At 64.8% G+C, this 20,857-nt stretch carries 19 protein-coding genes; 13 read left to right on the top strand and 6 right to left on the bottom strand.

The window, feature by feature from the left end; all coding sequences use genetic code 11:
* Positions 1-3: 3 nt before the first annotated feature.
* Genes SynA15127_RS05230 through SynA15127_RS05210 form a run of 5 tightly spaced genes read right to left on the bottom strand, consistent with a single transcriptional unit; the run spans position 4 to position 7,882 of the window.
* A complete protein-coding gene (locus SynA15127_RS05230; protein ID WP_186485286.1) occupies positions 4-600 on the bottom strand; it encodes a triacylglycerol lipase in 597 nt (198 codons plus the stop codon).
* Entirely contained in the window at positions 597-980 is a 384-nt protein-coding gene (locus SynA15127_RS05225; protein WP_186485285.1) for a dihydroneopterin aldolase, read from the bottom strand. Before SynA15127_RS05225 ends, SynA15127_RS05230 begins: the two co-directional genes overlap by 4 nt.
* Positions 977-2,284, bottom strand: a complete 1,308-nt coding sequence (locus SynA15127_RS05220) for a glutamate-5-semialdehyde dehydrogenase (RefSeq protein WP_186485284.1) — start codon at positions 2,282-2,284, stop codon at positions 977-979. The genes SynA15127_RS05225 and SynA15127_RS05220 overlap by 4 nt, the downstream gene beginning before the upstream one ends.
* A gap of 12 nt (positions 2,285-2,296) precedes the next feature.
* Positions 2,297-3,226, bottom strand: a complete 930-nt coding sequence (locus SynA15127_RS05215; RefSeq protein ID WP_186485283.1) for an ROK family protein — start codon at positions 3,224-3,226, stop codon at positions 2,297-2,299.
* Between the two features lie 3 nt (positions 3,227-3,229).
* A complete protein-coding gene (locus SynA15127_RS05210; RefSeq protein ID WP_186485282.1) occupies positions 3,230-7,882 on the bottom strand; it encodes a translocation/assembly module TamB domain-containing protein in 4,653 nt (1,550 codons plus the stop codon).
* A 66-nt stretch (positions 7,883-7,948) separates the two neighbouring features.
* On the opposite strand from SynA15127_RS05210, the gene SynA15127_RS05205 reads away from it, so the two are divergent.
* The 12 genes from SynA15127_RS05205 to SynA15127_RS05150 all read left to right on the top strand — a co-directional run bounded on the left by SynA15127_RS05205 (position 7,949) and on the right by SynA15127_RS05150 (position 17,901).
* Positions 7,949-8,401 (top strand): Ycf51 family protein, encoded by a 453-nt coding sequence (locus SynA15127_RS05205; RefSeq protein ID WP_186485281.1) that lies wholly within the window; start codon positions 7,949-7,951, stop codon positions 8,399-8,401.
* Positions 8,398-8,811 carry a DUF4332 domain-containing protein gene (locus SynA15127_RS05200; protein WP_186485280.1) on the top strand — a complete coding sequence of 138 codons (414 nt, stop codon included), beginning with the start codon at positions 8,398-8,400 and terminating at the stop codon, positions 8,809-8,811. Before SynA15127_RS05205 ends, SynA15127_RS05200 begins: the two co-directional genes overlap by 4 nt.
* A gap of 73 nt (positions 8,812-8,884) precedes the next feature.
* On the top strand, positions 8,885-9,139 hold the full coding sequence (locus tag SynA15127_RS05195) for a hypothetical protein (protein ID WP_186485279.1): 255 nt from the start codon (positions 8,885-8,887) through the stop codon (positions 9,137-9,139).
* On the top strand, positions 9,129-10,736 hold the full coding sequence (locus SynA15127_RS05190; RefSeq protein WP_186485278.1) for a CocE/NonD family hydrolase: 1,608 nt from the start codon (positions 9,129-9,131) through the stop codon (positions 10,734-10,736). The genes SynA15127_RS05195 and SynA15127_RS05190 overlap by 11 nt, the downstream gene beginning before the upstream one ends.
* Before the next feature lie 10 nt (positions 10,737-10,746).
* Entirely contained in the window at positions 10,747-11,442 is a 696-nt protein-coding gene (locus SynA15127_RS05185) for a DUF3887 domain-containing protein (protein WP_186485277.1), read from the top strand.
* A 61-nt stretch (positions 11,443-11,503) separates the two neighbouring features.
* On the top strand, positions 11,504-13,798 hold the full coding sequence (gene glgB, locus SynA15127_RS05180) for a 1,4-alpha-glucan branching protein GlgB (RefSeq protein WP_186485276.1): 2,295 nt from the start codon (positions 11,504-11,506) through the stop codon (positions 13,796-13,798).
* A gap of 49 nt (positions 13,799-13,847) precedes the next feature.
* Positions 13,848-14,906: a uroporphyrinogen decarboxylase gene (gene hemE, locus SynA15127_RS05175; protein WP_186485275.1), complete on the top strand. Its 1,059-nt coding sequence runs from the start codon at positions 13,848-13,850 to the stop codon at positions 14,904-14,906.
* On the top strand, positions 14,903-15,910 hold the full coding sequence (locus SynA15127_RS05170; RefSeq protein ID WP_186485274.1) for an NAD(P)-dependent oxidoreductase: 1,008 nt from the start codon (positions 14,903-14,905) through the stop codon (positions 15,908-15,910). The genes hemE and SynA15127_RS05170 overlap by 4 nt, the downstream gene beginning before the upstream one ends.
* A gap of 18 nt (positions 15,911-15,928) precedes the next feature.
* Complete coding sequence (gene petE, locus SynA15127_RS05165; protein ID WP_186485273.1) at positions 15,929-16,288, top strand: plastocyanin; 360 nt, start codon at positions 15,929-15,931, stop codon at positions 16,286-16,288.
* A gap of 130 nt (positions 16,289-16,418) precedes the next feature.
* Entirely contained in the window at positions 16,419-16,772 is a 354-nt protein-coding gene (locus tag SynA15127_RS05160; RefSeq protein WP_186485272.1) for a c-type cytochrome, read from the top strand.
* Positions 16,769-16,993, top strand: coding sequence for a Nif11-like leader peptide family natural product precursor (locus tag SynA15127_RS05155; RefSeq protein WP_186485271.1), 225 nt, complete (start codon positions 16,769-16,771; stop codon positions 16,991-16,993). Before SynA15127_RS05160 ends, SynA15127_RS05155 begins: the two co-directional genes overlap by 4 nt.
* A 29-nt stretch (positions 16,994-17,022) precedes the next feature.
* Positions 17,023-17,901 (top strand): phosphatase PAP2 family protein, encoded by an 879-nt coding sequence (locus tag SynA15127_RS05150; RefSeq protein WP_255475591.1) that lies wholly within the window; start codon positions 17,023-17,025, stop codon positions 17,899-17,901.
* A gap of 5 nt (positions 17,902-17,906) precedes the next feature.
* On the opposite strand, the gene SynA15127_RS05145 is transcribed toward SynA15127_RS05150, so the two are convergent.
* Positions 17,907-18,104 (bottom strand): hypothetical protein, encoded by a 198-nt coding sequence (locus tag SynA15127_RS05145; protein ID WP_186485270.1) that lies wholly within the window; start codon positions 18,102-18,104, stop codon positions 17,907-17,909.
* Positions 18,105-18,250: 146 nt separating this feature from the next.
* Here SynA15127_RS05145 and clpB point away from each other — a divergent pair, with 146 nt between their 5' ends.
* Positions 18,251-20,854 (top strand): ATP-dependent chaperone ClpB, encoded by a 2,604-nt coding sequence (gene clpB, locus SynA15127_RS05140; RefSeq protein ID WP_186485269.1) that lies wholly within the window; start codon positions 18,251-18,253, stop codon positions 20,852-20,854.
* Positions 20,855-20,857 lie beyond the last annotated feature (3 nt).

Raw genomic sequence — 20,857 nt, 5'->3', positions numbered from 1 at the left:
ACCTCAGGGCAGGCGCAGATCCCTCCGCAGGATGCGCAGGGCATCGGGATGGGAGATCATCTGCTGGTGGGTCCAGACCGGCAGTTCACAACTGCTCCCCTGCGGAAGCACGGCCCACCATCCGGGACACACCATCAGATCCCAGCGGCAGGTGTAGCTGCGACAGGAAACCGCCGCCAGGGCCTGGGGATCACGGTTCAGATCCCGCAGCAGGTCACTGCCGATCTTCATGTCTGCCGCACCCGCCAGCAGCGGCCGCGGCACCGCCATCGCTGCCAGGGTGCCGTTCTGGGGGCTGCCGACACTGAAGAAGCGGCGCGTTCGCTGGGCGCCGGCGAGTTCCTGCAGCCAGATGCGACTGATCACGCCCCCCATCGAGAAACCGAGCAGATCGATCGGCGTGTCATCCCCGAACCGTTCCCGGATCTGCCGGTCCAGACGGCCAGCCAGCGCGCGCAACGGGACGTGACCCAGACCGTGGGGAAGATGGGGGGCCAGCAGCGGCCGCTCCGGTTGATCGAGGGCCTGAATCAACCGCCGGAACAACCGCGGGGTGTCCCAGAGACCATGCATCAGCACCAGCGGCGGAGACGCACTCATGCCGTCGGTCGGGATGCCCCGTGACGGACGCGCTCCACGGCAACCCAGCCATCGAAACCGGAGACGGGAGGAGCGCACTTGCAGAGCCGCAGCCAGACGGGCAGCGGGCCGTGAAGGCTCTCCAGCCGATCCAGCACCTGCTCACTGAAGTGCTCGATCGTCAGGCAGCGCAGACCTGCGGCCAGCTCCTGCAGTGCAGCGATCGTGCGGCTGTAATCCACGCTGCCGCTGAGATCGTCATCGGCTGCGGGGCGACTCAGATCGAGAGACAGCGTGATGTCGAGGCGGAACCACTGCCCATCGCGACGCTCGTGCTCCAGCACCCCGACGTGGGCCCAGAGCCTCAGCTCACGGATGTGAAGGGCATCGAGATCAGTCAAAGCGGCAGGTCGCTGTGGCTGAACTGACGGGCACCGGAGGAGAAGTCCGCGGCGATGTGACCGTCTCCCCGCAGGCGGTAGCGATAGGTCACCAGACCCTCAAGACCGACGGGGCCGCGAGGAGGAAGCGTCTGGGTGCTGATGCCCACCTCGGCTCCGAAGCCGTAACGGAAACCATCGGCGAAGCGCGTGGAGCAGTTGTGATACACACCGGAACTGTCCACTGCCGCCAGGAACCGGTCGGCGACCGCCGCATCACCGGTGACGATCGCCTCGGTGTGGCGCGAGCCGAAGCGACGGATGTGCTCCATGGCGGAGTCCATGTCGGGAACCACCCGCACCGCGAGCACCAGATCGAGATATTCCGTGCGCCAGTCCTCCTCACTGGCGGCCGCCTCCACGCCGAGAGCCTGACTGGCAGCATCTCCACGCAGGGTCACACCGGCATCCCGAAAGGCCGGAACCGCTTCGGCCAGAAACGCCGGCGCGATCGCCTCGTGAACCAGCAGGGTCTCGATGGCGTTGCAGGCGGCCGGATACTGCGTCTTGCTGTCGATGGCCACCCGCAGCGCCTGGGCCACATCGGCCGCTGCATCGACGTAGAGATGGCAGATGCCATCGGCATGACCCAGCACTGGAATCCGGGTGTTGTCCTGGATGAAACGGACCAGCTCATTGCTGCCGCGCGGAATGATCAGATCCACCAATCCATCGAGGCGCAGCAGCGCCAGGCTCTCCTGGCGGGTGGTGAGCAGCGTCAGGGCATCAGCCGACACGGCACTGCTGCTCAGCCCGTGCTTCAGGGCCTCCATCACGGCCTCGTTGGTGCAGCGCGCCTCGCTGCCGCCTTTGAGGATGGCACCGTTTCCCGAGCGGATCGCCAGTGAGGCGATCTGCATGACGGCATCCGGCCTGGCCTCGAAGATGACGCCCACCACCCCCAGCGGAACGGTGATCCGCTCCAGCACAAGACCCTGATCCAACTCGCGATGAAGCTGCCTGCGGCCGAGCGGGTCCTCCAGGGCCGCCACCTTGCGCACTCCTTCGATCGCCCCGGCCAGCTTGGTGGCATCGAGCTTGAGGCGCGCCATCAGGGCCGGCGCCAGTCCCTCAGCGGCCGAGCGCTCCAGATCCTCGCGGTTGGCCGCCACGATCGCCGCGGCCCGCTCGTCCAGGGCATCCGCCATGGCCTGGAGTGCCGCGGCCCGCTGACCGTCATCGGTCTGTCCCAGGTCCACGGCCGCCAGACGCACGGCAGCCGCCCGCTGCAACAACTCCGCAGAAGGCTCGGGGACGGTGGTCATGGCGGATCAGAGTCAGCTGTCGCTCATCATCCCGCCCAGCCGCTGCAGGGCGAGTCGTGCCGCACCGAGGCGTCCGGCACCATTGCCGAGGGCACAGGCCTCGATCCTCAGCCCCTCGCGGGACACGGCCTGAACCCTGGATTCCACCTCGCGTCTCAGCGCGGGCAGGAAATGCGGTGCGGCTCCGGCCAGACCGCCCCCCAGGAGCACCAGCTGAGGCGTGAACATGTACACCAGTGATGTGATCCCGACACCGAGGCTGGAGCCGTAGCGGTCCCAGACCGCGAGGGCTTCCGGATCCCCCGCCGCCGCCGCACGACCCAGTTCGCGGGGCTCCCGTTCACTAAGCCGTCGCAGAGCCCCGATGCTGGCGAACTGCTCGAGGGATCCGCGGTTGCCGCTGTTGCAGGCGGGACCCTCCGGATCCACCCCGATCAAGCCCGGCTCGGCAGCCGCACCGTTGTGACCGGTGAACAGGGATCCATTGAGCAGAACTCCGCCCCCAACCCCCGTCCCCAGCGTGAGGAGAACGACATCTGCATAGCCTTGCGCCGCACCGAGCCAGGCCTCCCCCACCACGGCGCAATTGCCGTCGTTGGCAAGGGTCACCCGGCGCTCCAGTCGCGGCTCCAGCCAGTCCGACAGAGGCACCTCCTCCCAGCCGGGGAGATTGATGCACACCCGGGCCACCCGGGCCGTGGCATCCATCGGCCCCGGCAGACCGATGCCCACCACAGCGGCGAGCCGCTGTGGATCGAGCTCCTCCACCGCCTCGCACAAGGCCATGGTGACGGCCCCCGGCATCGCTGGCTGGGGTGTGGGCAACTGGGCTTCCGCCAGCAGATCGCCGCTGCGGCTGAAGCGGGCCAACTTGATCGCCGTCCCACCGAGATCGATGCCGATCACCTGGGAGCTGTTGTGTCCGGAAGCGTCGCTGCTCATCGTTCAGAACCGGAAGAACACCTGCAGCTGGCTCTGCCAGGTGCCGTTGACATCCACCGCGCCGGAGATGCTGGTGCTCGGTGAGATCTGGTAGCTGACGCTGGCCTTCGGTGGCACATCGGTGTTGTTGGGAGCCGCCAGCACGGAGACATCGAAGCGATCCGTGATGTCGACGCCGAACTCCGTCATCAGCGCGAAGGTGGGAGGAACGCGACCGGAGGTGCGGTCGTCCTCCGTTTTCACCTCCGGCGTGACGTACGTGGGGTAAAGCGCCACCTGCAACCGCTGTCCCATGGCGTCGGTGAGGGTGCCCAGCACCGGAGACAGCAGGGACTGGCCGAGCACGGTGGCCAGGGCAGCACTGGCGCCCCCACCGGAGAGCATGGTCAGGGAGTTGCCGCCGATCAGCGCCAGCAGCTGAGACTGAGACAGGCGTGGCGAACTGCGCAGGACGAGATTTTCCCTGAGGCGATTCGCCGGTCCGATGGCCTCGACCGTGACCCGTATCAGCTGGAAATTGCCTCCGCTGACGCTGCTGACGGCATCTAAAGCCCCGAGCTGAGGTTCATCAAAGATGCTGCCCGACCCAGTACTCCCGATGGTGCTCAGACCAACCGACTCAGAAATGCGCGACTTCATGGCGATGTCCACGAAGGGAACCAGTCCCAGGGCCGGGGTGAACACCGCGACGTTCGAGGCACGGTGATCCAGCCGGAAGGTGGAGGAGAAGAGGCTGATGCGCCCGCTGTTGAGGCGGATCAGACCACGCAGCTTCAGAGAGGGATCGAGTGGACCGTTCAGCAGCAGCTGTCCGCCGCCGCGGAAGCTGACCAGGGGAGGCATGTCCACGGACAGATTCGGTCCCAGACGCAGCCGCAGATTGCGGAACTGAATCGCCGGCAGATTCGGCAGCAGAGCGTTGAGTTGATCAGGGGCCGCCACGGGCACGCCGGGGCCGAACAACACAAGCGGCTCCTGGAAATCCCACTTCTCCTGCATCAGCGTGTTGAGCTGAACAGGCGCCACAGCACTGTTGGCATCCTGAATTCCCGGTGAAAGCGTGGATGGGAGAGCCCTGCTCGGGCGCAGCCGCGACAGCAGACCTCCACGGGGACGGATCCCTCCCTGATCCAGGCTGATCTCGCCGCTGATCACCGGTCGGCTGATCACACCGCTGAGCGTCACCTTGGCGTCGGCCACCACCTGCAGAGACTCCTGCTCGATGCGTGCCTTGACGAGTTCCAGCATGAGCGGATCCGGTTCGTCCACCGGGGCGAACAGACCGATCGAACCACTGCCGCTCAGCTCACCTCCCGAGGCCAGCTGCGCCTCCAGGGACTGAATCTCGAGCCGGTTGAAATCAAACAGGACCGAAGCCCGCAGGCGACGCAGCTGCTGATCGCGGATCCTCAGATCCAGGTTGTCCATCACCAGGAAGCCGTTGGCCTGGGGCTGCTCAAGGGTTCCGCGCAGCATCAGCCGCAGATCCATGGCGCCACGCTTCAACTCCACGGAGTCGCCGGACAGGGCGGTGAGAAAATTCAGGGCATCCCCATGGCTCTCGATCTGCACATCGAGCGGCGAAGAGGGCTGCAGCGGCAACGCACCCACGATCGTGATCGACTCCCCAGCCTTGCTGGCGCGCAAGGCCAGATCCAGGTTGAGAGCGTCGCCGTTGAGAACGATGCTGCGGCGCTCCAACCGCAACGCACTGTCCCCGAGCGCTGCCTGCTCGAGTGCCAGCTCGGCATCGATAAGCGGACCGCCGCGCTCATCCAGGCGATAGCGGCCCGTAACACCCAGTCCACCCCGCAGCGTCGAGGGCAGTGGACCGAACAGGGCCAGCAGTGAAAAGGGCAGATGCAGCAGCTGAAAGCGTCCTTCTCCTGCACGCAGAGGCCCCTGGATTGATGCCACGAACGGTTCGAGCTGCAAGGCCAGATCCCGGTCCGCAGAGTCGAGCCAGAGGTGACCACGGGCCTGGAGATCCAGGTTCAGGCCGGCCAGATCCGGGCCGTTGAGGATGGCGGTGCCATCCACACGCCCACGCAGGTCAGAGGGATCGATGCCCTTCTGCGGATGATCCCGCTCGTAGTCCAGCAGCGCCTGCCGCGAGAGGGCCAGTGCCTTCAGCTGACCGTCCAGGCTGCCGCCGAAGGTGTTGATCACCAGGCGACCGAGATCCTCGGCCCGGCCACGCTCGAGCTCATCGAGGGGGTCCTTGTTGCGGAGCTGACGGGCCAGATTGACGAGCCACGGCACGCTCAATCCCTCCGCGTCGGCCCGGCTGCTGAGGGCTCCACCCAGTCGTCCGGTTGCAGTGAAGCCGACCTGACCTTCCGGAGGCTGCAGGTCACCCTGAAGCTGGAATGCCCCTTCTGATAGTCGTCCGCTCAAGTTGGCAGCGATGAAGTTGACGCCGAAGGCCGTGGGCTGATCGAGGCTGAGGCTGCCGCTGATGAGAAACGGACTGACCCTCAGTTCCCCACTGCCGTCAAGGCGGCCGGAGACGCCCTCGGACCGGGACTGGGCCGCCAGGATCACCTGCAGACCATCGAGGGGGAACCCCTCGGCATTCCAGCGATAGCGACGCTCTCCGCCCTGAGCCTGGAGTTCAAGGGCACCGTTCTCCCGTTGCACCTGGACGCGTCGGGGCCAGCCATCGGAGCCGAGGGTGGCGCGGAGGCTGCCGGAATGATCACGGGACTCCAGGGCCAGAGTCAGGTCCTTGCCCAGGGCGCCTTGCATCCGACCCTTCCAGCGCTCCGCCAGCTGCAGAGCACCGACCCGCGGGTTCGTCAGTTCCAGCGCCAGATCAGGCCGCAGCGCGTCCAGCGGCCCCTGAAGCCGCCCCCTGGCGGCGATCGTCCCTCCCAGGGACACACGTGCCAGGTCGCTGAACCGATCCAGAGCCAGAGGCTTCAGGTTCAGAGCGGCCTGAAGCGCGCCGGTCTCCAGCCCGTTGGCCCCCAGCGCAAGGGGCAGTTGGCCGGAACCATCAAGCAGCGGGCTGTTGAAGCGGTCGAGCACCAGCAGCGACGAGGCCGCAGACCAGCCCGCCTTCAGATTCCAGCGCTCCAGGAACGGATTGCCGCCTTGCTGCAGCTCCAGCGTGAAAGCTGGGGCAGCCAGTGGACCGGTCGCCATCAGCTTCCCCGAGATCGTCCCTGTTTGCCCGAGGGACGTCCGCAGCGCCGGGACAGCGCTCCACAGCGGCGGAGCCAGGCTCAGGTCCTGGCTGATCAGGTTCAGACGGGGGTAGGCATCGCCCACGAGATGGAGCCTGGAGGCACCGGCCCGCATCCGCAGATCGACGGCGAGCTCTGGCTTCTGCAGGGTGCCTGAGAGCCGGAACCCTCCGTTGACAGCACTCTCGGGCCCCAGAGTCTTCACGAGCGAAGCATTGTCCTTCCAGAGCTCGGGAGTCAGCGCCAGCTCTCGACTGGTCAGATCCAGCCTGGGATAAGCGGAACCCGCCAGGCGCAACCGAGCACCGGGCGCCTGCAGCTGCAGGTCCTCCACCTCGACCCGTGGAGCGGCAGGATCCGTCCAGGGCATGCGCAGCTGCGCCTTGATCTGCAGAGGCCCCTCGAGATCCATCTGTTCAGGGAGGTCCAGCTGCCCCGCCAAGCGCCAGCGCGGGGCGGCCCAGGGACCATCCATCCGAATGGCGAGGTCATCGTCGTGCCCCTTCCGCTGCGCCCGCAGACGCAGATCCAGGGAGCGCTGCAGGATCACATCCCCGACGGCATCCAGGGTCCAGTCCCCGGAGCTGATGCGACTCCGCGCGATGGACACGGTGCGATCCCTGCAGCCCAGTGCCAACTGGGGGGTGGTGAGGGGGTCGGGAAGGGATGCGCTGCGCACCTCCAGCCCACGCATCCACAGGCTGCCGCGACACGCCGGACGCCCCTGACGCCATTGAAGGCGCAGATCGCCGTCCAGACGACCGCTGATGCGGAGATCGTCCCGTGGGGACACCAACGCCGCCAGTCGGTCCAGAGCCAACCCGTCCATCCGGCCATGCAGATCGAGCCGAGAACGATCCCAGCGGCCGCGCCCTTCGAGCCGGAGGCCGCCCTTCTGATCGCTCCAGCCCAGTCGTAACGCCGTACTGAACGTCCGCGCATCGAGGTTCTGGGAGAAGCGACCGCCCACGAGCAGCGTCTGCCCCGATGGAGCCAGTTCGATCCTTGCCGCTGGACCGAGGCTGTAACGCAGGTCGAGACGTGGCGGTTGCGATCCGGGCAGACCGCGACCCGGAATCCAGTACCCACCTGCCGCATTGCGCGACAGGCGTGCCACCGCCCCCTGCAGGTGCAGCCTCAGCACAGGCTTCCAGTGACGCAGACTGGCGATCGGGTCGAAGCGGATGGTGAGGCCGCTGACGGACACCTGGGAGCGGTCCTGCTCCGCCGGGAGAATCCGCGAACGACCGATGGCCACTCCCCAGGGCAGCAGCCCTCGGTACTCACCAAGGTCGATCGGGTGCCCGAGAGGGCGACTGATCGAAGTTTCCAGTGACGGGATCAGCCGGGCCACCAGATCCGCAGCAACCCGATCGAGGCCCCAGCAGCCCGCCACCACGCCTCCGGTGATCAACAGACCAGCGGAGAGTCGTCGTCCTGACCATGGGATCCGCCGCGTTTCACCCATCGACCGCGACGTCGTCCCCCGAAGCCCGCGCAATATAAGGAGGTCCCCTGCGGTAGACCAGATCCCATGGCCATCGATCAGCTCTTGCTCACCGCAGCGCCCTGGCTGGGCTGGTCAGGCCTGGCTCTGGGGCTGCTGACGGTGGTGGCCTTCGTTGCCGGCTGGGGACTGCGCTTTCGCCTGGTGGGCGTGAGCAGCTTCACGCTGCTGCTGTCGGTGAGCTGCTGGGCCTTCGCGGTGAGCTACTCCCCACCGGTCCGGATCGAAGGAGCGGTGCGGGTGCCGATTGTGTTCGACAACGGTGAAGCCCTGGTGGTCGCCCAGGCACCAGCGGAGATGCCGATGTCCGCAGTGACGCCGACGCTCGAGCAGCTGGCGGGCAACCTGCGCGGCGCAGGCCGCAGCAGCCGCACGGTCCAGGTGCGGCTTCGAGCGGTGCAACCGGATGGGGACGGACGCAGCCGGCCGGTGATCCTGGGAGAGATCGTTCGTGATTTCCGTCAGGCCCCGCCCCGATGAGCGGCGGTGATCAAAGCCATCCACGGGAATGGAACGATCTGCCTCAGTCCTTCCGGCAGGAGCGCACCGATCTGGAAAAAGCGGGAATCCGCAGCTGGGAAGCCCTGCGGGACCTCGATGACCTGCAACTGAGCCGGCTTGTGCGCAACGGCCGCTCCTCCCCCCGCAACCTGAACCGGCTGCGGGGCATCGCGACCCTGGTCTGCGAAATGGATCTGGCGCCCCAGGATGCGGCCCTGCTGATGCACGCCGGCATCGCCAGCCGCAGAGCACTCGCCGACTGCACGCCGGAACAGCTCGTGCGTCAGACAGGTCGACTGCAGCGCAGCCTTGGCATCGCCCGGCCGGGATCGGTGGATCTCCCGATGGCAAAAGCGTGGATTCAGCAGGCCAGGCAACTCAGGAACTGACCGCTCCGCTCACCCGGCCCATCGATCCAATGCGTATGAAGGATCAAACACGAACCTGCTGATGAGCGGTTTGATGCGCTGGATCGTCCTGGCCGTGGTGGGAGCTTCTCCTGTTGCCGCCGAATCGGAACTGCTCAACAGCGTCAAGCGCAACCCCTCAGAAGCCAGTGCACTCTGCAGTTCCTTCCGCGGACTGAACGGCAACGGCCAATCCGCCTACTCCAGTGAAACCACCCGGCTGATCGCGAGCCAGAGAAACCTTTCCACGACGGATGCCGAAGTGCTGATCACCTATGTCGTGGGGATGACCTGTCCGGATGTCCGCTGAGGGCGCTGAGCTGATCCCCGTCGGCGAACGTGAGGCCGAGCTGACGCTCAGCGACAGGGTGCGACTGCGCGCACACCTCTGGTATCCCCGCCATGGCGGACCCTGGCCGGCACTGTTGATGCGCCAGCCCTACGGACGAGCGATCGCCTCGACCGTGACCTACGCCCACCCCCGCTGGTGGGCTGAGCAGGGCTATCTGGTGGTCGTTCAGGACGTGCGCGGCCAGGGGGATTCCGAGGGACGTTTCGGAGGATTCGGGCAAGAGGCCTCAGACACGGCCGAAACCCACGCCTGGGTGCGCGCGCTGCCCGAGTGCAACGGGCTCCTCGGCTGCTACGGCTTCTCGTATCAGGGAGTGACCCAGCTGCTGGCACCGGACGATGCGCCGCCGCCGGAGTGCCTGGCACCTGCCATGGCCGGTCTGGATGAACGGCAGCACTGGTGCAGCGAGGGTGGCGCCCACTGGTGGCATCTCGGGCTGGGTTGGGGCCTGCAGCTGGCCGCCCTTCAGGCACGCCGGAAGGGCGATGAAGAGGCGTGGCTGACACTCCGACGCAGCCTTGAGGAGGGCAGCTACCTGCGGGAGGGCCGCATCCTGCTCGAGCGTCACGATCCGGCCGGGATGGCCTGCCGCTGGTTCCAGCAGGATCCGCTCCGTCCCGACGCCTGGACGGTTCACACCGCCCCGCTGACTTGGCTGCAGCGACCGATGCTGCTGCTGGGGGGCTGGTGGGACCCGCATCTTCTGGGAATCCTCGATCTCTGGCAGCGCAGCACGGCTGCTGGCGGCGCTCCCGAGCTGCACATCGGTCCCGCCAGTCACCTGCAGTGGTGGCCTCAGTCTCAGAGGCTGATGCTGCACTTCTTCGATCGCCACCTCAAGCTCTCAACCGACACCCCGACGTCAGCGGCCTCGCCACGGTTCTGGGATCTGACCCGTCACGAATGGCAGGAGTCCCTCTGTGCCACACAGCACTCCTGGCGGTTGCAGGGAGATGGACTGACCAGCATCGATCCGGAGAGCGGCACTCTGAAAGCACAGGAACCAGGCCAGGGCACCGTGACCATCGTTCATGACCCGTGGCGGCCCGTGCCGGCCATCGGAGGGCACCTGAGTCCGGATCCAGGTCCGGCCGAGCGAAGTGCGATTGATCAACGCGCGGATGTGGCCACCTTCACCGGCGGCGAGGTCGGGCAGCCTGTTCAGCTGCAGGGGCAACCGGTTCTGACGCTGGATGCTTCTGCGGATCAACCCGGGTTTGATCTCTGTGTCGCCCTGTCCAGGCTTCCCCGGGGGAGCTCCCAGGTGCAACAGCTCAGCACCGGAGTTCTGAGGGTGTCCGGCGAACCGGCCCGGCTCTGCTCACAGCGCCGGATTTCGCTGCAACCGATGCTGGCGACCCTGCATCCCGGCGACCGACTGCGGCTCTCGATCGCCGGCGCAGCCTGGCCAGCCGTGGGGGTCAATCCGGGAACACCCGAGGTCGCCAGTGGCCCCCCCGGCAGCCGACATCGGGTCGTGACCATGACACTCGAGCTTGCCGGCTCACACCTGTCGCTGATTCCGTTCGACTCCGGCAAAGTGAACACCGACTGATATCAACGATGTGAACCTGCTAGCCGGCCTGCTGGCCACGATCGTCGCCGCTGCTCCCGTTGCCGCCCAGCAGACCAATAAGACGGACTTGACGCCTGCTCAGTCGACGGCCGCAACAGAACTGCTTCTCCAGGCCCTGAAAGAGCGTCAGGCTGCCGTGATTCACAGCAACTTGGCCGAGAGCGTCCGCAGCAGCATCGACGTGGCGACCATCCAGAAGCGACTGGACAGTCGCAGGGCGATCCTCTCGACCAAGGTGATCGGGGTGACCCCCGGTTACCGCACCACCACGGTGGATGCCGTTGTAAGCACGGCTGACGGTGAAAAACCCATCCTGCTAATGCTGGATGACGACGGCAAACTGCTGGCCTGGAAATGGGCAGGCCAGATCGAGGGTCTCGAAGCGACGGCTCTGGATTTCGTGAAGGACCTGGCAGCCGGTCGCTGGGTCGTTGCCCGCTCGAAGCTCTCGCTCGACATGCAGAGCGAGCTGGCACCGGGTGACCTGGAGCGCAAGTGGACAAAACTCCAAAAAGTGTCCGGCGGATTCCGCCAGGTGAAGGACGCGGTGATCGCCAATCAGGGTGGAGAGCAGCAGCTCGTGCTCGTGGCGGTCGAGTTCGTGAACACAACGTCCAATCTGTTCGTCATCTTTGATGGCAGTGGACGGATCATCAACGTCGACATCTCCGAGGAATTCGTCTGATCCGACCGCGATCCCTGCTGATGAAATCCGCTTAACATCGCGCCCACTTCTCAGGTCTCTCATGGGTGGCGCGGCAGTCCTCGACTGGATGGTTCAGGACGGCGAACGACTGGCGAACTGCCGCCACGATCATCCCCTCGCGGTGCTCGGCCCCCAACCCCTGGAGGGTGACTGGATCGTCCGGGTCTGGATGCCGGAAGCCGAGACCGTGACCCTGCTGCTAGGCGATCAGCAGCTTCCGATGCAGTCGCCCCATCACCCCTGGGTGTTCGAGGCCAAGCTGAGCGAGAACCCCGGCAGCGCCTACAGGGTTCGGGTGCTTCGCGGCGGCATCACCCATGAACAGCACGACCCCTGGGCCTTCCGGGGTGAATGGATGGGTGAGATGGACCGCCATCTCTTTGCCCAGGGCAACCATCACCACATCTGGGAACGGATGGGTGCTCATGTCACCGAACGGGATGGCGTCAGCGGCGTGATGTTCTGCCTCTGGGCTCCTCACGCCATGAGCGTGTCGATCCTCGGGGATCTCAACTCCTGGGACGGGCGTCACCATCCCATGCAGCAACGCCTCGGCGGCATCTGGGAACTGTTCATCCCCGGGCTGCCCGAGGGCTCCCTCTACAAATACGAGATCCGGACGCAGGAGGGGCACTGCTACCAGAAGGCCGATCCCTACGGCTTCCAGCACCAGGTCCGCCCGGAGAACAGTTCCGTTGTGGCCCACCTGAGCGGCTACAGCTGGGCGGATGGCGAATGGATGCGCCAGCGCGACAGCAGCAATGCCCTGGACCAGCCGATCTCCGTCTACGAGATGCATCTCGGCAGCTGGATCCACGCTTCAGCCGACGAGCCCTGGATCCAGCCGGACGGCACACCGCGCGCTCCGGTGCCTGCCGCCGACATGAAGCCAGGCGCACGCCTGCTCACCTACGCCGAACTCGCCGATCGCCTGATTCCGTACGTCAAGGCCCGCGGTTTCACCCATATCGAACTGATGCCGATCACCGAGCATCCCTTCGATGGTTCCTGGGGTTACCAGGTGACCGGCTGGTATGCACCCACCAGCCGCTACGGCACCCCGGACGAGTTCCGGGCCTTCGTGGATCGCTGTCACGCGGAAGGCATCGGCGTGATCATCGACTGGGTACCGGGGCATTTCCCCAAGGACAGCCATGGACTGGCTTTCTTCGATGGCACCCATCTCTATGAACACGGCGATCCGCGCATCGGCGAACACAAGGAATGGGGAACGCTGATCTTCAACTACAGCCGCAACGAGGTGCGCAACTTCCTGGTTGCCAACCTGGTGTTCTGGTTCGAGCAGTTCCATATCGACGGCATCCGCGTCGACGCTGTCGCCTCGATGCTCTATCGCGACTATCTGCGTCCAGACGGTGAATGGCTTGCCAACGAACATGGCGGCCGTGAGAACACCGAAGCCGTGCGCTTCCTGCAACAGGCCAACCATGTCCTGTTCCAGCATTTCCCCGGGGCACTCTCCATCGCCGAGGAATCCACCACCTGGCCGATGGTGACGCAACCCACCGACATCGGCGGGCTGGGATTCAACCTGAAGTGGAACATGGGCTGGATGCACGACATGCTCGATTACTTCGAGCTGGATCCCTGGTTCCGCCAGTTCCACCAGAACAACATCACCTTCTCCATCTGGTACACCTACACGGAGAACTTCATGCTGGCGCTCAGCCATGATGAAGTGGTGCATGGAAAGAGCCATCTCCTGCACAAGATGCCTGGAGATGACTGGCAGAAATATGCCAACACCAGAGCTCTTCTCGCGTACATGTGGACGCACCCAGGCAAGAAAACCATCTTCATGGGGATGGAATTCGGCCAGCGCGCTGAATGGAATGTCTGGGGGGATCTGCAGTGGGACCTGCTCAACTACGACGCCCACCAGGGCATCCAGCGTCTCGTCGAAGATCTGAATGTCCTCTACAAATCAGAACCTTCTCTCTGGAGAGACGACTTCGACCAGTACGGATTCCAGTGGATCGACTGCAACGACAACCGCCACTCCGTGATCAGTTTCATGCGACGCGAAAGCACGGGCGGAAGCTGGGTCGTGGTGGTGGCGAACTTCACGCCGTCGAGTCACTCCAACTACCGCGTCGGTGTGCCGGTGGATGGCTTCTACGAAGAGATCTTCAACAGTGATGCGGCGCGTTACGGAGGCAGCAATCTCGGGAACATGGGCGGCAAATTCACCGAGGCATGCAACATTCACAGCTATGAGAATGCTCTGGATCTCTGCCTGCCGCCGCTGAGCGTCATGGTCTTCCGCCATGACCCCAAACGCAGCCTGCTCGCTGAGAAGAACAACGCCATGTGAAGTTGACGCACCAGCTCAGGTAGGTTGCCGGCTTGATCCCCAGACCCGGATGAGTGACTCCCTGCCCCTGCTGCTGCGTGCCGCGCGCGGTGAATCAGTGGAGCGTCCTCCGGTCTGGATGATGCGTCAGGCAGGCCGCTACATGAAGGTCTACAGGGACCTTCGCGACCGTCATCCCAGCTTCCGGGAACGCTCGGAGAACCCCGATCTCTCCTACGAGATCTCCATGCAGCCATTCGAGGCCTTCCAGCCCGATGGCGTGATTCTGTTCTCCGACATCCTCACGCCGCTGCCGGGCATGGGGATCGACTTCGACATCGTGGAGAGCAAGGGGCCGCAGATCAACGACCCGATCCGCAACCTGTCCCAGGTGGAGGCCCTGAAGCCCCTGATCCCCGGCGAGAGCATGCCCTTCGTGGGAGAGGTGCTCGGTCGGCTGCGGGAGAGCGTCGGCAACCGGGCTGCCGTGCTCGGCTTCGTGGGCGCCCCCTGGACCCTGGCCGCCTACGTGGTGGAAGGCAAGAGCAGCAAGAACTACGCCGTGATCAAGGCGATGGCGTTCCAGGAACCCGCGCTGCTCCACAGACTGCTGGACCACTTCGCCGAGTCGATCGCCAACTATCTCCGCTATCAGATCGATTCCGGCGCCCAGGTGGTGCAGATGTTCGACTCCTGGGCCGGTCAGCTCAGCCCCGCCGATTACGACACGTTCGCCGCGCCGTACCAGAAGAAAGTTGTGGATCTGGTCAAGCAGACCCACCCCGATACACCGTTCATCCTCTACATCTCCGGCAGTGCCGGCGTGATCGAGCGGATGGCCACCACCGGTGTGGACATCATTTCCCTCGACTGGACGGTGGACATGGGCGAAGCCCTTGCGCGTTTGCCGGAGCACATCGGGGTTCAGGGCAACGTCGATCCCGGCCTGCTGTTCGGGACACCGGAGGCGATCCAGGCCCGCATCGATGACTGCGTGAGCAAGGCCCGCGGTCGCCGCCACATCCTCAACCTTGGCCACGGCATCCTGCCGGGGACGCCTGAGGAGAACGGCCGTGCCTTCTTCGAGGCCGGCAAATCCGTGATGGAGCGCATCGGGGCAGCCGCTTGACCCGGATCCTGGTCACCGGAGCCAGCGGCTGCGTTGGTCAATACGTCTCGCGCTGGCTTCTGGAGCACTCCGAAGCGGAGCTGCTCCTCTGGCTGAGGGATCCTTCCAAGCTCACTGCTGTTGCGGCCGATCATCCAAGGATCCGTCTGCTGGTGGGAGATCTGCGTGAGACCGATCGCTTCGCGGCGGAGTTGTCGACGGTGAACCGGGTGATTCACACCGCCACCGCCTGGGGCGATCCGGAGCGGGCCGAACAAGTGAATGTCGTGGCTGTGAAGCGGATGCTGCAGCTGCTCGACCCGACGGTGCTCGAGCAGGTCATCTACTTCTCCACCGCCAGCATCCTCGATCGCCATCTGCGACCGCTGCCTGAAGCTCTTGCCTACGGCACCGAATACATCCAGACCAAAGCCCGCTGTCTCCAGGACCTCGAGGAGCACCCCCTGGCGTCACGGATCATCGCCGTCTTTCCCACCCTGGTCTTCGGTGGACGGGTGGATGGCACCAGCCCCTTCCCCACCAGCTACCTCACCGAAGGACTGGCGGAGGCCAGTCGCTGGCTCTGGCTGGCCCGCTGGTTGCGGGCTGACGCCAGCTTCCACTTCATCCATGCCGAGGACATTGCCCGGATCTGCGGCCAGTTCGCCACACGAGCCCATGAAGCGAACCGTGAGCCCGGACAGGGCGCTCTGCGCCGGATTGTGATGGGGCAGCGGGCCATCTCCGTGGACGATGCTGTGGCCACGATGTGCCGCTGGCGTGGGGTGGGCCGGACGCCGGGCATTCCGCTCTGGCCATGGCTGATCGAAGCGCTCATCCGTGTGCTGCCGATCGAAGTGAATGCCTGGGATCGCTTCAGCATTCGTCAGCGCCATTTCATTCACGACCCCGTGAGCGCTCCCGAGCGCTTCGGCAGGACCAGTCATGCCGTCACCCTGGAAACAGTTCTTAGCGATTCAGGCCTCCCAAACCGCGGCAAACCGAGAGCCACGCGTAAAGTCTGAATATTGCTTCTTCAGCCAATGCGGTCTGTCATTCGCACCTTCGCAGCTGCTTGCTGTGCCTTCCTGATGCTGATCGGCCTGAACGTCGGCAGCGCCCAGGCCTCCACCGTCGAGGTCAAGCTGGGTACCGATGCCGGCATGCTCGCCTTTGAGCCCGCCACCGTGACCATCAAGTCCGGTGACACCGTCAAGTTCATCAACAACAAACTGGCTCCTCACAACGCCGTCTTCGATGGCCACGACGAGTACAGCCACTCCGACCTGGCTTTCGCACCCGGTGAATCCTGGGAAGAGACCTTCAGCGAGGCCGGCACCTTCAACTACTACTGCGAGCCCCACCGCGGAGCCGGCATGGTCGGCAAGGTGATCGTCGAGTGATCGATCCAGCGATCACAACTCGCTGACACCAAACCAACTCGAAAACCCCGAATCTCTCCAGAACGGAGGGGTCGGGGTTCTTTCATTTGATCGCTCCGCTGGATAGTTTGGGATGAACCATTGAGATTGAATGGCTCGCATCGCAGGCCCGCTCACCTTGCTGCTCGCTCTGATCGTGGTCATGGCCCCTCACGGGCCGGCCTTCGCGATCGGCACAGACCTCGAACGCGGTGAGCAGATCTTCTCCAGCAACTGCGCTGCATGTCACATGGGCGGGGGCAATGTGATCCGCGCCAGTCGCACTCTCAAGATGCGCGATCTCAATTCCCATCTCGAGGCCTACCAACAGGATCCACTGGAAGCGATCGAACACTCCATCGAAGACGGGAAGAACGCGATGCCGGCCTACGCCGGCGAGTTGAGCGAGGACGACATCATTGCTGTTGCCACCTATGTGGAGCAGCAGGCCGAGCTGGGCTGGTGAGTCGCGAAGCCCTGAAGGACTTTCTGCATGCGGTTGAACGCAGCCCGCGACTGCGCCAAGCCGTTCAATCCTGTGGCAGCGATGAAGACCTGATCGCGCTGGCCACCAGCAACGGCTTTCAGGTGCGGAAGCTCGATCTCCTGCACGATGCCGAGGACACCCGAATCAGCGACTGGTTCGATCGCAGTGCCGTGAAACGGCGTTTCCACATCCCCAGCTGATCCGGATCGTGCTTCCGTTGCTAAGGCACGTGGAAGTCTCGTTCAGCATGCACAAGCTCAACCTCCTGGCTGGTTTTCCGGTCTCCCTTCTTCTGGTGGTCGTGGGGCAGCCATCCCGGAGTGCTCTGGCCGCCCCCTCCGGCTCTGACTGCCTGATCGCCAGTGCAGATGTCCCCGAAATCCACAAGGGACTCCTCAAGGGATACCTGCCGGATAACGCTGTGCCGGACAGCCTGCAGCTGCTTCCGCCTCCGCCGCAACTCGGCCAGCCGGAGCATGCCCTTGATGACACGGTCTCCCTCAGAAGCTTCCCTCTGCCTGGCACACCGCGATGGAACCTCGCAGCTGCCGATGCAGACCTTGGATTCCCTCAGGCTGCCAGCACCTTCTCCTGTGCCATCGGCGCCCCCATCAGCGAAGAGGCCACACCAACGCTGGTGATGCTGCTGCGCCGAACGCTCACCGATGCAGGTCTCTCCACCTACAAAGCCAAAAACCACTACGGCAGGAAGCGCCCATTCCTTGTGAACGGGAAACCGATCTGTTCTCCTCAAGACCAGGTCGTGCTGACGACGGATCCGTCCTATCCATCCGGTCACACCGCTGTCGGCTGGGCCTGGGCCCTGATCCTCAGCGAGATGGTGCCGGAGCGCCGCAATGAAATCCTGGCTCGAGGCCTGGCTTACGGGGAGAGTCGCCACCTCTGCAACGTGCACTGGGCCAGTGATGTGATGAACGGGCAGGTGATGGGCGCCGCCGCTGTGGCCCTTCTGCATACCAATGCTGAATTCGAGTCTGATTTCATCGCTGCGAAGGCCGAAGTGAATGCCGCCAAAGCCAAGGGTCTGCCCCCCAGCCGTGACTGTGCCGCCGAAGCGGCGGCACTGGCCCAGCGCACCCGCCCCTGAACGGCTCAGGCCTGCCTGGCTCCCTTCAGCACCTCCAGATACAGCTGCTCATCGATCTCGCGGATGTCGTATTCCGTCGGCTTGACGCCGTGATGGTGTTCATGGACCACCATCCAGCAGCTGCGTTCCAGCTCGCCGCCGGCACTGGCGGCGAGCTCCAGCCCCCTCTGCACGAGGGTCTCCACAAGCTGCTGATCGACCATTCCGACGCTGAAAGGTTCGGCGAACTCTAAAAACCGATTCCGGTTCACCGCCCGCTGGCGAAAGGGCCCCACCGGAGCCTTCGGTTTGCCGCCCCAGATCACAGCGGGATCGCCATACGGTTTGCTCAGTTCGGGATCACTCCCCTATGCAACCCACGGCGGAACAGTTCACGGAAAAAGCCTGGGCCGCCGTTGTCGCTGCCCAGCAACTGGCCCAGTCCGCTCGCCATCAACAGCTGGAGAGCGAGCACCTGCTGCTGGCCCTGCTGCAGCAGAACGGCCTGGCCGGTCGCATCCTTCAAAAAGCCGGTGTCGACCCCAGCGGCTTCGAAACATCCGTGCAGGCCTACCTCAAGCGGCAGCCGAGCATGAACTCCCGACCGGAGTCGGTCTTTCTCGGCCGCGGGGTGAACGGAGTGCTGGATCGGGCGGAATCGCAGCGCAACAGCTTCGGTGACAGCTACATCTCGATCGAGCATCTGCTGCTCGCTCTCACCGAGGACGAGCGCTGCGGCCGCCAGCTGCTCAACCAGGCGGGGGTGGACGCAGCCAAGCTGAAAGAAGCCATCACAGCCGTGCGGGGCAATCAGTCGGTGACCGACCAGAATCCGGAGGGGACCTACGAATCCCTCGAGAAATACGGCCGTGACCTCACGGCAGCGGCCCGAGACGGCAAGCTCGACCCGGTGATCGGTCGTGATGACGAAATCCGGCGCACCATTCAGATCCTCAGCCGACGCACCAAGAACAACCCCGTGCTGATCGGGGAACCCGGTGTCGGCAAGACGGCGATCGTCGAGGGACTGGCCCAGCGCATCGTCAACGGCGATGTGCCCTCAGCCCTGCAGAACCGGCAGCTCATCGCCCTCGACATGGGATCCCTGATCGCCGGTGCGAAATACCGCGGTGAATTCGAGGAGCGGCTCAAGGCTGTGCTCAAGGAGGTCACCGCCTCCGAGGGCCAGATCGTGCTGTTCATCGATGAGATCCACACCGTGGTGGGAGCCGGAGCCAGCGGCGGTGCCATGGATGCCAGCAACCTGCTGAAGCCGATGCTGGCCCGCGGAGAACTGCGCTGCATCGGAGCGACGACCCTCGATGAACACCGCCAGCACATCGAGAAGGATCCAGCCCTCGAGCGTCGCTTCCAGCAGGTGCTCGTGGATCAGCCCACGGTGGAGGACACCATCTCGATCCTCAGGGGACTCAAGGAGCGCTACGAGGTGCACCATGGCGTGCGCATCGCCGACAGCGCCCTGGTGGCCGCCGCAGTGCTGAGCAGCCGCTACATCGCGGACCGCTTCCTACCGGACAAGGCCATTGATCTGGTGGACGAGTCCGCCGCCCGCCTCAAGATGGAGATCACCTCCAAACCGGAGGAGATCGATGAAATCGACCGGAAGATCCTGCAGCTGGAGATGGAGAAGCTCTCCCTCGGTCGGGAATCCGACAGTGCCAGCCAGGAACGTCTGCAGCGCCTCGAGCGTGAGCTGGCGGAACTGAGCGAGCAGCAGAGCACGCTCAATGCGCAATGGCAGCAGGAGAAAGGCGCCATCGACGACCTCTCTGCCCTGAAGGAGGAGATCGAACGGGTGCAACTGCAGGTGGAGCAGGCCAAACGCAGCTACGACCTCAACAAGGCCGCGGAACTCGAGTACGGCACCCTGGCCGGTCTCCAGAAACAGCTGCAGGAGAAGGAACTTCAGCTCTCCGGAGACGAGGCGGGTGAGAAGACCCTGCTGCGTGAAGAGGTGAGCGAGGACGACATCGCTGAAGTGATCGCCAAGTGGACCGGCATTCCCGTGGCACGCCTGGTGCAGAGCGAGATGGAGAAGCTGCTCCAGCTCGAGGACGACCTGCATCAGCGCGTCATCGGGCAGGACGAGGCTGTGACCGCCGTCGCTGATGCGATCCAGCGGTCCCGGGCAGGCCTCAGCGACCCCAACCGTCCGATCGCCAGCTTCCTGTTCCTCGGTCCCACCGGAGTCGGCAAGACGGAACTGTCGAAAGCCCTGGCCAACCGTCTCTTCGACAGTGACGACGCGATGGTGCGCATCGACATGTCGGAGTACATGGAGAAGCACACCGTGAGCCGTCTGATCGGCGCACCTCCGGGCTACGTGGGCTACGAGGCGGGTGGTCAGCTCACGGAAGCGGTTCGCCGCAGGCCCTACGCGGTGATCCTCTTCGACGAGGTGGAGAAGGCCCACCCCGACGTGTTCAACGTGATGCTGCAGATCCTCGATGACGGGCGGGTCACCGACGGGCAGGGACGCACGGTGGACTTCACCAACACGGTGCTGATCCTCACCAGCAACATCGGCAGCCAGTCGATCCTGGAGCTGGCCGGGAACCCGGATCAGCACGGAGAGATGGAACGACGGGTGAATGAGGCCCTGCGCGGCCACTTCCGGCCTGAGTTCCTCAACCGTCTGGACGATCAGATCATCTTCCGCAGCCTCGACCGGCAGGAACTCCGCCAGATCGTGAGCCTCCAGGTGGAACGGCTGCGACAGCGCCTGGAGGAGCGCAAGCTGGAACTGCAGCTAAGCGAAAGCGCCTCGGACTGGCTCGCCAATGTCGGTTACGACCCGGTGTACGGGGCGAGACCCCTGAAGCGGGCGATTCAGCGGGAACTGGAGACCCCGATCGCCAAAGCCATCCTCGGGGGACGCTTCAGCGAAGGCCAACGGATCTCCGTGGAGGTCGAGGCGGCCGGGGTCGAAGCCGAGCGATTGGTGCTCAGCTGATCT

It is taken from the genome of Synechococcus sp. A15-127 (assembly GCF_014280215.1).
Lineage (GTDB): Bacteria > Cyanobacteriota > Cyanobacteriia > PCC-6307 > Cyanobiaceae > Parasynechococcus.
Note: the sequence above shows the minus strand (reverse complement) of the source record. Positions and strands in the feature narration are given on the sequence as shown.

What these genes read in the sequence shown, in the direction of transcription:
- SynA15127_RS05230 (WP_186485286.1), bottom strand. Translation starts at nt 600, where the DNA reads ATGAGTGCGTCTCCGCCGCTGGTGCTGATGCATGGTCTCTGGGACACC.
- SynA15127_RS05220 (WP_186485284.1), bottom strand. Translation starts at nt 2,284, where the DNA reads ATGACCACCGTCCCCGAGCCTTCTGCGGAGTTGTTGCAGCGGGCGGCT.
- SynA15127_RS05215 (WP_186485283.1), bottom strand. Translation starts at nt 3,226, where the DNA reads ATGAGCAGCGACGCTTCCGGACACAACAGCTCCCAGGTGATCGGCATC.
- SynA15127_RS05210 (WP_186485282.1), bottom strand. Translation starts at nt 7,882, where the DNA reads ATGGGTGAAACGCGGCGGATCCCATGGTCAGGACGACGACTCTCCGCT.
- SynA15127_RS05205 (WP_186485281.1), top strand. Translation starts at nt 7,949, where the DNA reads ATGGCCATCGATCAGCTCTTGCTCACCGCAGCGCCCTGGCTGGGCTGG.
- SynA15127_RS05200 (WP_186485280.1), top strand. Translation starts at nt 8,398, where the DNA reads ATGAGCGGCGGTGATCAAAGCCATCCACGGGAATGGAACGATCTGCCT.
- SynA15127_RS05195 (WP_186485279.1), top strand. Translation starts at nt 8,885, where the DNA reads ATGCGCTGGATCGTCCTGGCCGTGGTGGGAGCTTCTCCTGTTGCCGCC.
- SynA15127_RS05190 (WP_186485278.1), top strand. Translation starts at nt 9,129, where the DNA reads ATGTCCGCTGAGGGCGCTGAGCTGATCCCCGTCGGCGAACGTGAGGCC.
- glgB (WP_186485276.1), top strand. Translation starts at nt 11,504, where the DNA reads ATGGGTGGCGCGGCAGTCCTCGACTGGATGGTTCAGGACGGCGAACGA.
- hemE (WP_186485275.1), top strand. Translation starts at nt 13,848, where the DNA reads ATGAGTGACTCCCTGCCCCTGCTGCTGCGTGCCGCGCGCGGTGAATCA.
- petE (WP_186485273.1), top strand. Translation starts at nt 15,929, where the DNA reads ATGCGGTCTGTCATTCGCACCTTCGCAGCTGCTTGCTGTGCCTTCCTG.
- SynA15127_RS05160 (WP_186485272.1), top strand. Translation starts at nt 16,419, where the DNA reads ATGGCTCGCATCGCAGGCCCGCTCACCTTGCTGCTCGCTCTGATCGTG.
- SynA15127_RS05145 (WP_186485270.1), bottom strand. Translation starts at nt 18,104, where the DNA reads ATGGTCGATCAGCAGCTTGTGGAGACCCTCGTGCAGAGGGGGCTGGAG.
- clpB (WP_186485269.1), top strand. Translation starts at nt 18,251, where the DNA reads ATGCAACCCACGGCGGAACAGTTCACGGAAAAAGCCTGGGCCGCCGTT.